Genomic DNA, 12,256 nt, shown 5'->3' on the forward strand with positions numbered 1-12,256 from the left:
CTTAATCTGAATTTAATACTAAATTAATACAATATTAGAAGCAAGGGTCAAGAAAACATTTAATTTTGCTCAACCTTTTTTATGCTAAAAAAAAGCATGACATTAGGTAAGTATTCATAGTGGCTGGCCACATTGATATTTGTGCCACTATTGATACCTATCAACCTTAAACAAATTTTTATGACCTTCCCCCCACAAAAAAAAAGTAAGGAGGCTATGCTTGCTTGTCTGTATCTTCCTTCGCTTATTCTTTTCAGTGAGTTCTTACTGACAGGCCCAAACTATTCAAGGCAAACTTACCGATGGCGGCATTGGAGATACTTTTCCTGAAGCCAATATCATTATCATTGTGTTGTCAAAGGAATTAATACTATTGCCTTCTGCGATGCTGATGGTTTTTACTGGATCAATATACCTTATAACCATACTACGCTCATTTTGCAGTAAACTGCTATAAGTCTAGTCTTTACAGGGCACTGCAATATCTTAGTTTCAGGAAGTGAACAATAAAATATTACAGCGCCAATGCATTGGGTGGTTACTTTATTTAAGCTCTAAATCTTCTACGCCTTCAGCGGCATCACCTCGAACTTGCTGGAAAGCCTGAACCATTTCTTTAAGCTTTTCCGGATTGGCCTCAGCCAGATTATTTTGCTGACTCAGATCTTCCGCTAGATTGTATAGCTGATATTCATCATCATTGCCCAGTTCTATATCCACCATCTGATTCACAGCCGGCCCCTGATAAGGAGGAATCATGACCCAATCCCCCTGCCTGAATGCGGTGCGAGAAGTTGCTTCTAAGACTAACTGATTTCTTCCTTCCTCACGCTCACCCATAAATACATCCAGTAAATTCTCACTATCTCTTGCCTGTTGGTCGCTGCCAACCAGTGCTGCCAAAGAAGAGAGCAAATCTAACTGACAAACCAGCGCATCAGATTCTTTGGGTTCAATTTTTCCCTGCCAGTAAGTCGCGAAAGGCACCCGGGTTCCTGCCTCAAAAAGGCTGTACTTGCCTCCTCTCAGAGGACCCGCTGGTGTATGGTCCCCTAGCTTTTCTACAGCATCATCATAGTAGCCATCGTTAAGTACCGGTCCGTTATCACTGGAAAAAACAATTAATGTATTTTCCATCAATCCTTCTTCTTCCAGCGTTTTCAAAAACTCCCCTATGCACCAGTCAGCTTCCACGATAGCATCTCCTCTGGGCCCCATGCCTGAGCTACCGACAAAACGGGAATGAGGAGTACGAGGCACATGCGGTTGCTGAAGGGCATAATATAAGAAGAAAGGCCCATCTTTATGCTCCTTTACATATTCCTGTGCTTTTGACAGAAAATGATCCGCCATATCTATATCACTCCATTTTGCGGCTTCCCCTCCTTTCATAAACCCAATCCGGGGAATACCATTCACGATGCTGTTATTATGCCCGTGATGCCATTTCATGCTCAGCAGCTCTGGATTATCTTTTCCGGTGGGCTCACCTTCAAAATTCTCCTGATAGCTCACCTGTATAGGATCATCAGGATCAAGTCCAACTACATCTCCATTCTCTATGTATACTGTCGGCACCCTATCCTGCGTGGCCGCAAGTATGTAACTATAGCCAAAACCCACTTCATTAGGACCGGGTGATACATGCTCATTCCAGTTCACATTACCTGCGCCCAGGCCAAGATGCCATTTCCCAACGATAGCTGTTTGATAACCTTCATTTTTCAGCATCCTGGGAATCGTAAGTTGCGCGGTATCTATGACCAGTGGCGCTGTGCCCGGAAGAATTTTCGCGTCTTTATTTCTCCAGGGATATACTCCGGTGAGTAAAGCATAGCGGCTGGGAGTACAGGTGGCAGAAGACGCATAGCCCTGGGTAAATTGTACTCCACCATTGATGATCTTGTCCATATTGGGAGTTGACAGCTCAGTAGCACCGTAGGCACTCACATCACCATAGCCCAGATCATCCATATAAATCACTACAATGTTGGGAGGCTGGGACGTTGTTTCTGTACCTGAACTTGTATCAGGATCAGTGGCACAATTCCAAAATAGAATGCTGAGAAAGAAAACGAATAATCGTGTCAGTAGCTTCATATAAGTTGTTAGCGTTTAAAACTTATTGGAGTCCGTAAATTCATCACAGACTCCAATTGAACATTAATCTGCCAAATTAGGATTTATATTGATTTCTCCCTGCGGAATTGGCCATTGATAATCAACATCTTCTCTGAAATTCTTTTTGGTAACAAACCAACGGCTGTATGGATCTACCTCATCCCCATCCTGTCGTAAGTTTACAGCATTGGGAAAAGAAGCCCCATAAAAATTACCCTGCAGCACTTCATGAGCAGTTCTCCAGCGGATCAGATCCCAGTAGCGAATACCTTCAAAGGCAAACTCATTTCTGCGCTCTCTCCTTAGGATAGTTCTCAGTGCATCAGGATCTGTTTCGGTCACCGGCGGCATATTGACACTGGCTCTCCCTCTCACCTGATTGATGGTAGCATCTAGCAAAGCCTGATCTATGGGGTCTCCTGCTTCCAGTTTGGCTTCCAGATAGCCTAATAAGATCTCAGCATAACGAATGATCGGCAAGTCAATTCCTGAATTACCCAAATCACCCGAAAAGCTTTCCAGCATAAACTTTTTCATACCGAAGCCGGTACGGGTTGCCTGGCGTGTGGTGGTGAGCTGGTCTATTGAATTTACAGAATCAGGATGTGTGATGTACATCGCCTCTCCAAACTCCTGATTATTCACAAGTACTGTATAGCCAAGACGAGGGTCACGGTTTTCTCGTACATCCTCAGGATTATAAAGTGGATTTTCATAAGAAAAAGGCGTTCCGTCAATGAATTCATAAGATTCTACCAGGCTCCCTAAAGGGTTAAATATATGCCACCCTCCCCGTACTGCCGGGAATCCATGTTGCAAAAGTCCATTCCCCGCCAGATCAGAAAGGTAAATGGTAGAAAAAATAATTTCAGGACTTGTCTCATTGGTACCATTAAACAAACTTTCATAATCCGGGTCAATGCTATGATCACCGAAGTTGATGATGCGCTCATAAGTTGCGGCTGCATCACTAAACTGTTGCTCCGCTAGTTGCATTCGTGCTAAAAAAGCAAGTGCAACCTGTTTAGTAGCCCTCCCAAACTCATTGGCTGGCATTTCTGAGGCCTGGGGCAGTGCATCCACGAGAGAGGAGAATTCATCAATGACATAGGCAACAATCTCGCTTTTGGGAGTTTTTGTCAGTGTATTGGCTTCATCTATACTTAAGGTACTCGTAACCAAGGGTACAGAACCGTAATACTGTGACATATAAAAATACTGTACTGCTCGCATAAAACGGGCTTCCGCTTTCATGCGCTCAATGACCTCAGCGGCAGCAGGGGTTTTGTCAACATTCTCCAGGAAATAATTACTTCGGGCAATTTTCTGATAGCTTCTTTCCCAGTACTGAGCCAGCAGATTGACATTATTAGAATTCATCTGCCCATTACTCAAGCGGCTGAAGGGAGCATTATCCCCACGCCGGTCATAAGCATTGTCAGTGGCCATATCCAGAAATAGCAATCCGTAGTATGACCACCAGTCGTTTACACGAAATTCGGGATTATTATTTTGCTGAATGTTACCGCGATAAACTCCGGTAAGCGCCAGTAATGCATTAGACTCACTGGTCCAGAAGGTTTCGTTAGAGAAAGAGTCCAGAGGCTGGAGGTCCAGCTCATCCGCGCAGGAAAACAGCATCATTCCTGCCATCAGTCCGGGTAAAATTCTTTTGAATGTGAGATTTGCGATATGTATCATCAGAATGTCGTTTAAAAGGTTGCTTTGATACCCAGGGTATAATTTCTCAGAATAGGATAGTAATTTAGAGAAGTATTAAGTTCAGGATCCCAGCCCTCTCTGTAGTTGTTCAAAGACAGCAGGTTTTCACCGCTGAGGCGAATTTGAAACGCCTGCAGCTTGAACTTCTCAAGCATTGTAGTAGGTAAGTTGTAAGTCAACTGTACATTTCTCACCTTCAGGTATGAAGCGTCCAGCACCCAGTAAGAAGAAAGTAATGAATTTGCAGTCCCTCCATTAGGGATGGTCTCCAGACGCGGGTACTCAGCATCACGGCTGGGGTTGTCAGGTCTCCACCGCTCTTCTGCCTGCCAGCGCTGTATGCTGCCCTGGTTAAAAAACGCATAACCAGCCGCATTATCCAGGCGACCATTTACTTCAGCTACTCCCTGCAAGAGGACACTCAGGTTAAAACCTTTGTATCCACCTGCCAGATTAATTCCATAATTATATTTGGGAATACGGCTTCCTAATACTGCACGATCGTAGGTAACATCTACCTGTCCATCGGGTACACCATCAGGCCCGTTGATATCTTTGTAACGAATATCTCCCGGCTTGGGGGTGGTATTGACTGAGCTTTGATCTGCATAGTTATTGATATCCTGCTGGTCAACAAAAAGCCCGTCGGCTACTAGGCCGTAGTACAGCTCAAGTGGCTCTCCTATAAAAAGATCACTGCCATTACCGATCAGGCCATTGGGCTGTTCAATATTACCCACACCCAAATCCAGCATCTGGTTATCTAAAATTGTAAAGTTGGAAGAGATGTTGTAAGTGAATTCTCCTGAACTTCCCTGATGACCTAGCGTAAACTCAAACCCTTTATTTTCTAAGCGTCCAGAGTTCTGAACTCCTACTCCAAAACCCAGCGTGTTGGATACACTACTGCCCGGAGAAAGCAGGATGTCAAACGTTTCACGGTCAAAATAAGTGACACTAAAGTTTACCGAATTTTCAAGAAAGCTACTTTCCAGACCGATATCAATAGACTCAGTCGTTTCCCAGGTTAAGTTACTATCTGTAATGTTTACGCGCGCTACCCCTGTATTGATAGTGTTTCCAAAAGGGTAGTTATACCCGGTCTGTAAGATATTTTGATACGGATATACACCTCCGCTATTAGTATTTACAGTCTGATTTCCTAACCTTCCCCATGAAGCTTTCAGTTTAAGTTCATCCAGCCAGTTTGAAGAACTTTCCATAAAGCTTTCTTCGGATATCCTCCACCCCAAGGCTACCGAAGGAAAAGTTGCGTATTTTTTGGAAGGCGGAAAGCGGGAGGAACCATCATGCCTTACCACCCCTTCTACCAGATATTTGTTCTGAAAGCTGTAGCGCAAACGGGCCAGGTAAGAATCCAGTGCCCACTCTTCGGCGCGTCCGCTGTTTTGCATACCTTCGGCGGAACCTACGTCCAGTACGGTAATATCATTGTTGGGAAAACCCTGACGGAAGGCGGAGCTTTCTTCAAAGAGTTCAGTTTCGTAGGTATGTCCCACCAGCAAGGTAACTTCATGATCTCCCAGAATTTTATTATAGGTCAGAAGCTGCTGCAGTGTACGATAATAACGTCCTGCCGAATTTGTATTGAGTGTAGCAGGTTTCAGAATATTGGTGGGCGAGATCTGTTGTGAGGCAGAGAAGCGCTCCCATTGGTTGTTAAAGTAGGTATATCCACCGATGAGCGAAAACTTTAAATCAGGCAGGATATCCCAGTCCAGTTGCATGTTGAGAAAAAGGTCAGTGCTTTTCTGCTCATAGTAGCTGTCGCTGGCCAGGAAAGAAGCGGGAGTACCGCTTTGCTCAAACCCTCCTCCCCAATCTCCATTGGATAGACGAATAGGATAAATCGCCGGATAGCGCACCGCCTGTCCGATGATGCCCAGCATACTGGATGCATTTCCTAAAGTAGCCGGTCCGGAAGGCTGCTCGTCGTAAACCTGTACCCCTGCCAGCCGTGAGGTAAGCTTGAGCTTATCGGTTATGGAAGAAACTACGTTGAGCCGTACATTATAACGATTATAGTTATTCTCATCGATGATACCATTCTGGTACAGGTAGCCCAGAGAAAGCAGATAATTTGACGAACCCATACCATTAGAAATGGTGACATTATGGCCAGTCTGGGCTGCCTGCTTCTTCAGCACCCTATTGATAAAGTCACTGTTAGGGTAATTATCGGGATCGCTCCCATTTCGGAATAGCGCTATCTCATCGCTAGAGTAAGCCGGAGGAAGATCATCGTTGGCATTAGACTCATTAAGCAATTCAGCATACTCCCAGGAGTTGACATATTCTGGATATTCGGTGGGCACCTGTATACCGGCATATCCATTATAGGTAACCCGCAACTGATCGGACTTAGCTGTTTTTGTTGTCACCAGTATTACGCCGTTGGCGGCTCTCGCTCCATAAATAGCAGCAGAGGAAGCATCCTTGAGCACTGAAATATTTTCCACCACATTGGGGTCAATATCGTTGAAGGATGAGGTCGGAATCCCATCCACCAGGATCAGGGGAGCATTAGATGAGTTTACTGAACTGACACCGCGGATCTGTATATTTCCGCCCTGGTTTCCCGGCTGACCTGAAGTTTGGGTAATAGTAACGCCGGGCATTTGTCCGGTAAGGGCCTGCCTTAATTGAGGAACGGGCCGGTCGTTGATGGCCTGACTGCTGACCTGTGAAACAGAACCCACCAGCTTGGATTTTTCCTGTGTACCATACCCAACCACAACCACTTCGGATAGTGCCTTGATGTCGGGCATGAGTTCCAGATTAATGCTTGTACGTCCATTGATCTCAACTTCTTCAGGCGTATAGCCGATAGATGAAAATACTAAAATGTTTACGGCATCACTTACGGTAAGCCTATAGTCACCGTTGGCATCACTTACCGTTCCCGTATTTGTTCCTTTAGCAAGAATATTTACGCCTGGCAAAGGTTCACCTGATTCACCATCTGTCACCTGCCCACTAATCGTTTGCTCAAGGACTAAAACTTTTGATGAGCTTGGGGTACTAAAAGCATGGTTGACAACTCGATTTGTGGGATGAAAAGCAAAAGCATTGGTTACGTCTACCTTTTGAAGCCCTTCTTTTTTTGACTGATTAGCCTGAATCACATATATACTTTTATCAATCTTTTTATATTTTAATCCCAATGGATTTAATATTTCTTTAAGTGTTGACTCAAGATTTTCTTGCTGATGGTCTGGTAATATTACTTTCTGATCACCTATTTCTCTGCTATTGAAAACAATACTCACGCCGTACTGCTGTTCATATGTCAATAACAAAGACTTAAGAGTGGTACGCTTGTCATCCTGGGACAAAAAGTTAATAGCCCCTACATTCCGGTTGTTTGCAAAATGTTGGCTATATGCGCCGAAGCTGATAAAGCACATAAATACTGCTAGTATTTTGCCTTTCATTAATAAAGATTTCCTCATAATGATTAGTTTTAGATTAGGGTTTGAAACTCTACCTGCTCATTGCCTAGTTTAGTCGCAGGGTCATTGGGCAGGTCATTTTTCTGCTTTACTTACGAATAGCGTGTCATCGTTTGCCTGTATTTTAATGAATAAAGACTCTTGAAGTATTTCTGTAAGCAGCGCCAGATCGTGCAATGGCAGTGTTCCGCTGACTTCTAAAGTTTGTAGCGTACTATCCTGAAAAACCACTTCCTTACCAAACCTCCGCTGAATAACTTTGGCTAAATCTTTGAAAGGTGTATCATTACATAGCAGCTGGTTTTCTGTCCAGGAAGAATAGACCTCAGGATTGACAATTTTTTTCTGAATAGAAGAGTCATCCGCCAAAACCTCTGCCAGCTCACCCGGTGCCATGGTTAGCACTTCATTTCCGTTTGCCTTGAGTTTTACCTTTCCACTTGCGAGTACTACCTGGGTTTTTTCTTTCCAGTCCTGTACGTTGAATGAAGTCCCGATGACCTCTACATCTAGTCTGTCCGTGTGCACAATAAATTTTACATATGCATTATCAGATTGACCTTTAGTTTTCTCCACTTCAAAGAAAGCCTCACCATCCAGCCACACTTCTCTTTGGTCAGAAAAATCATTTTTTACAAGCAAGCTTGAGTTTGCATTTAGTGTGACTGAGGAGCCGTCAGGAAGCGTAATTGATTTTGTTTCGCCATAAGCTGTCTCATAAACAGTCTCATTAGGATACAAAAAGAGCAAGCCGACAGTAGCCAGTAGTATAAGCCCGGAAATAGTAGCTGCTATGCTCAACCACTTTTTGTAGGGTAAGATGGTAGCTGACTTGCTTTGAAAAGCCTCCTGCTTTATGTTGTTTCTGATACGATCATATACCTTTTCGTAGTCAGCATCTTCCACTGCATGGATGTCATCATCATTGATTTCGTTGTCCATGAGCTCCCCCAGATGTCGCTGCCCCCCCTCAGTTTGCAGATAGGTCAGCACCTGCGTTAGCTCATGAGCAGTACATTTGTTTTCCAGATATTTGACCAGCAGTTGATGCATACTTGTAGGTTATTTATAGTAAGTACACCGCTGCCAGACGTTTCGATTACTGGGATAAGAAAAAAAATGAAATTATTTCAGATGAAGTAGCTTAGCGCGGCAATTATGGTGATGACTTTGTTTAGAAATTCCCGCATGTATTTACTGGATTGAGAAACCTGAGAACGTACAGTATGCTCAGAAATCCCCAGCTTATCAGCGATTTCCTGGTTGGAATAACCTTCTATGACTTTTAAGCGGTAGATTTTTTTCTTATGGTCGGAAAGGCTATTTATTCCTTTGTCTACTATTTTTTTACACTCTTGATATGATACTTCTTCTTCGGTTCGGTTAGTGATTTCGGATTTCTCACTTGATGCTAAAGCTGCATATTTGACACGTTTTTGCTCACTTCTGATTACATTCAAAAGATGGTTTTTTTTAAGCAAGTAAACAAAAATACTTTAACGGATAGCTTTTCATCTAAACCGTGGCTGTTATTCCATAATTTGATAAAAACTTCCTGCAAAGCATCTTCTGCCAGTTCTTTATCCTTGATGAAGCGGAGCGCGAAACTGAAGAGAGGACGTTTATAAAGATGGTAAATTTGTTCAAATGCTGACTCGTTTCCTTGCTTTAACTGATGGGTCAATAGCTTTTCATCCTTTCGCAACATTAGAAGCTGATTAAGTCACTAATTAGTAATTTGAAAATATTAGCCTTATTTCCGGGCTAAATTTTTTAAGTCATTAATATAGTATACTCTTTTTGTCTTCATTAATATTTACCAAAATTTTAATAATAAAAATATTATTTGGGTGTGAGAAGGTTGGGGTATATATATTAGGAAGTAGCTGCACGTGCTGCATGGGCATGACTTTTATTGTAGGTGAGTTGGTGTATAGGAGACGTTTAACCCATACTAAGGAGCAAATTACTTTCCCTACCGTGCTTTTCTGCAGGCAAATGATGCGTTATTCCCATCAGGCTACATATGTTCAGTCCGCTTACTCACTAGGAATAAGTGCTGATGGGTCAGCCAATTGCTTATTTCCAGTCGCCTTCCTAGCTATGCAAAACCTCCAGCACTCTTTCAGGTGTAAATGGTAAATGCCGCAGGCGCTTGCCTGTAAGTGCTGCAAACGCATTGGCGATAGCACCCGCTACCACTGGTAGGCTCGCCTCTCCTACTCCCTGAGGGGGCTCCTCTGAAGGTATGATAGCGATCTCAATGCTTTCCGGGATATCAGTAATACGCAGGATAGGATAGTCATTAAAGTTATTTTGTTGTACCTCTCCATTTTTGATGCTGATACTTTCTTCCAATACACTGCTCATTCCCATGAGAATACCCCCTTCCATTTGGGCTACAACATTGTCTGTTTGCACCACGATACCGGCATCTACCGCTGACCAGAAATGGTGGATTTTGATCTTACCTTTTTCCCGGTCCAGTGAGATTTCACATATGCCGGTACAAAGGGAGCCACTTCTTTCGCCAAAAGCGATTCCTCTGGCACGGCCTTCCTGAGGTGGTGTGCTCCATTGTGCCATTGCCGCCGCTTTCTCCAGCGTTTGCAGCGCCCTCGGAGAATCCTTCATAAGTTCCTTGCGAAACACATAGGGATCAACGCCCTGACCTGCTGCTACCTCATCAATGAAGGATTCAATGGCGAATTTGTTCGGCCCATGCCCTACTGATCGCCAATGCTTCAGCCGGACGCCATTGTCTACTGCGCGCAATTCCAGTCGTTGGTTAGGAATGGCATAAAATTCATTTTTTGCTCCGCTGGTCAACAGTCCGCCGCCATCACCCACTACACAATGCGACAGACCACTGAATTTGCCGGAAGCGTCAATGCTGGCTTGCATCCTCTGTAAAGACATAGGGCGGAACATCCCATAGCGGAGGTCGTCCTCACGCGTCCAGATGAGTTTTACCGGTTTGGAGACTGCTCTGGACAAACGTACCGCCTCCAGAATGTAATCATGCTTAGAGCGTCTTCCCAGGCCTCCCCCCAAAAAGTGCTGATGTAGCTTAACTTTAGAAGGGTCAGTGTTCAATTCCTTGGCCACTGTTTCGGCAACCGATCCCGCTGCCTGGGTGCCTGCCCAGATTTCAGCAGTATCACCTTCAGGAGATACTGAGGCAATAGCGTTCAGAGGCTCCATCTGGGCGTGGTACACGTAGTCATTGAAATAATCGGCAGTATAGGTTTTGGTGGCAGAAGTCAATGCCTGATTAAAGTTACCTTTATCGTCCAAAACTTCTCCTGCCTCACTGTCGGCGGCTATTTTTTCGTACTTTACAAAATCTTCCTGGCTGCTATGTCCACGGGCTTTGGTATCTTCACTCCAATCTATTCTCAATCTTTTCTTGGCATTAAGCGCCTGCTCCAATGTTTTAGCAATAATGCCCACTCCATAGTCAAGCGTCACCACATCTACTACTCCTTCCATTGAACGGATTCTTTCTTCACTTCGCAGCATAGGGGTAGCGCCATGAATGTTACCTCTTTCTATCACTCCATACAACATCTCCGGCAACAGTACATCCATCGCGAAAACCGCTGTACCATCTACTTTAGCGGGAATATCATAGCGGGGCATTACAGTGCCAATCAGACGAAACTGATCAGGACGCTTAAGCTGCTCTCTGGGAATCTCCGGAATTGACTCTGGTACTTTTAGAAAAGATGTAACTTCTCCGTAACCAATTTTACGGCTACTCTTCTTATGCACTACCCTTCCTGGCTCAGTAGTCAGTTCAGCAATTGGCACATTCCAATGTTCAGCCACGCTATTGAGCAAAAGATAACGGGCCTGGGCACCAGCCTGTCGTAAGCTGTCAAAGTAGCCCATCACCGACCAACTGCCGACGGTCAGCATGATCTTATTGCCATTCCACCTTTCCAGTCCGTAGATATCAGGCTCCACAGGAGCATTTTCTATGCTGACTTTTGACCAGTCCGCATCCATTTCTTCCGCAACGATGACTGGCAAAGCGGTCATAGAGCCCTGCCCCATTTCAGCAGCAGGATTATAAATGACAATCTGTCCGTTGGCTTCTATACGCACCCAGGCGGTAAGCTCGCTGGCTTTTGACTTTTTCTCAGTATTGGTAATACCTGTAGTGAGTCTGGAAGTGAAGCCATAGGCAGTGATACCAATCGTAATGCCCCCTGCGGCAGCTAAGAACTTGCGACGGGAAATGTTGGTTGTTTGCGTATCAGAAGGAGTAGGCGTTTTCATAGCGCATGAATAAAAATAAAAAAGAGACTGTAAGCTATTCTTCATTTATTGAGGTCTTGCCCTGAATTGCTTCAGCAGCCAATTGGATTGCTTTCACAATGCGCATATAGGTTCCGCAACGACAAAGGTTTCCCCGCATGTGCTGGAGTATTTCCTCCCTGCTGGGTTTAGGGTTGGTGTTCAGTAGCGTAGCAGCCTGCATGATCTGACCGGACTGGCAGTAACCACATTGAGGGACCTGAGCTTCTATCCAGGCCTGTTGTAAAGGATGCGTACTTACTTTAGACAAACCTTCAATGGTCGTAATTTCCTGACCATTGGCCATTGCAGATATCGGTAGGCCACAGGCTTTCATGGCATGTCCGTCTACATGAATGGTACAGGCACCGCATTGAGAAATACCGCACCCGAACTTTGTTCCCATCAATCCCAGATGCTCACGTATCACCCATAATAAGGGCGTTTGTGAGTCAGTCTCCACCGATTGAGTCTGTCCATTGATCTTGAGTGTATAGGCTGGCATAGTATGAAAGATATCGTAAATTATCACAACTTAAGGTAACGAAAAATCGGATGGAATGAAAGCACAACTATACTGGCAAATGTATCCGTTTACCAGCGTAAAATGCTCTGCAAACTCCTACAACAGGAGGATA

The 12,256-nt window shown here is 44.4% G+C and carries 8 protein-coding genes; all 8 read right to left on the minus strand.

Annotated features, from left to right (window positions below):
• Window positions 1–543: 543 nt before the first annotated feature.
• The gene (locus OKW21_RS15465; protein ID WP_277480693.1) at window positions 544–2,100 is read right to left on the minus strand and encodes a sulfatase-like hydrolase/transferase; all 1,557 of its coding nucleotides are present in this window, start codon (window positions 2,098–2,100) and stop codon (window positions 544–546) included.
• Between the two features lie 63 nt (window positions 2,101–2,163).
• Window positions 2,164–3,822 carry a RagB/SusD family nutrient uptake outer membrane protein gene (locus OKW21_RS15470; RefSeq protein ID WP_277480695.1) on the minus strand — a complete coding sequence of 553 codons (1,659 nt, stop codon included), beginning with the start codon at window positions 3,820–3,822 and terminating at the stop codon, window positions 2,164–2,166.
• Between the two features lie 11 nt (window positions 3,823–3,833).
• Window positions 3,834–7,316 (minus strand): SusC/RagA family TonB-linked outer membrane protein, encoded by a 3,483-nt coding sequence (locus tag OKW21_RS15475; RefSeq protein ID WP_277480697.1) that lies wholly within the window; start codon window positions 7,314–7,316, stop codon window positions 3,834–3,836.
• 75 nt (window positions 7,317–7,391) lie between these two features.
• Window positions 7,392–8,369, minus strand: a complete 978-nt coding sequence (locus OKW21_RS15480) for a FecR family protein (protein ID WP_277480699.1) — start codon at window positions 8,367–8,369, stop codon at window positions 7,392–7,394.
• Window positions 8,370–8,446: 77 nt separating this feature from the next.
• Window positions 8,447–8,776, minus strand: a complete 330-nt coding sequence (locus tag OKW21_RS15485) for an RNA polymerase sigma factor (protein WP_277480700.1) — start codon at window positions 8,774–8,776, stop codon at window positions 8,447–8,449.
• Entirely contained in the window at window positions 8,773–9,024 is a 252-nt protein-coding gene (locus OKW21_RS15490; RefSeq protein ID WP_277480701.1) for an RNA polymerase sigma factor, read from the minus strand. The genes OKW21_RS15485 and OKW21_RS15490 overlap by 4 nt, the downstream gene beginning before the upstream one ends.
• Before the next feature lie 389 nt (window positions 9,025–9,413).
• Window positions 9,414–11,600, minus strand: a complete 2,187-nt coding sequence (locus OKW21_RS15495; protein WP_277480702.1) for a xanthine dehydrogenase family protein molybdopterin-binding subunit — start codon at window positions 11,598–11,600, stop codon at window positions 9,414–9,416.
• Window positions 11,601–11,634: 34 nt separating this feature from the next.
• The gene (locus tag OKW21_RS15500) at window positions 11,635–12,123 is read right to left on the minus strand and encodes a (2Fe-2S)-binding protein (RefSeq protein WP_277480704.1); all 489 of its coding nucleotides are present in this window, start codon (window positions 12,121–12,123) and stop codon (window positions 11,635–11,637) included.
• Window positions 12,124–12,256 lie beyond the last annotated feature (133 nt).

It is taken from the genome of Catalinimonas alkaloidigena (assembly GCF_029504655.1).
Classification (GTDB): domain Bacteria; phylum Bacteroidota; class Bacteroidia; order Cytophagales; family Cyclobacteriaceae; genus Catalinimonas; species Catalinimonas alkaloidigena.

Bases quoted from the DNA above. Each gene is read 5' to 3' on its own strand.
- OKW21_RS15490 (WP_277480701.1), bottom strand. From the start codon at position 9,024: ATGTTGCGAAAGGATGAAAAGCTATTGACCCATCAGTTAAAGCAAGGA.
- OKW21_RS15470 (WP_277480695.1), bottom strand. From the start codon at position 3,822: ATGATACATATCGCAAATCTCACATTCAAAAGAATTTTACCCGGACTG.
- OKW21_RS15465 (WP_277480693.1), bottom strand. From the start codon at position 2,100: ATGAAGCTACTGACACGATTATTCGTTTTCTTTCTCAGCATTCTATTT.
- OKW21_RS15495 (WP_277480702.1), bottom strand. From the start codon at position 11,600: ATGAAAACGCCTACTCCTTCTGATACGCAAACAACCAACATTTCCCGT.
- OKW21_RS15480 (WP_277480699.1), bottom strand. From the start codon at position 8,369: ATGCATCAACTGCTGGTCAAATATCTGGAAAACAAATGTACTGCTCAT.
- OKW21_RS15475 (WP_277480697.1), bottom strand. From the start codon at position 7,316: ATGAGGAAATCTTTATTAATGAAAGGCAAAATACTAGCAGTATTTATG.
- OKW21_RS15500 (WP_277480704.1), bottom strand. From the start codon at position 12,123: ATGCCAGCCTATACACTCAAGATCAATGGACAGACTCAATCGGTGGAG.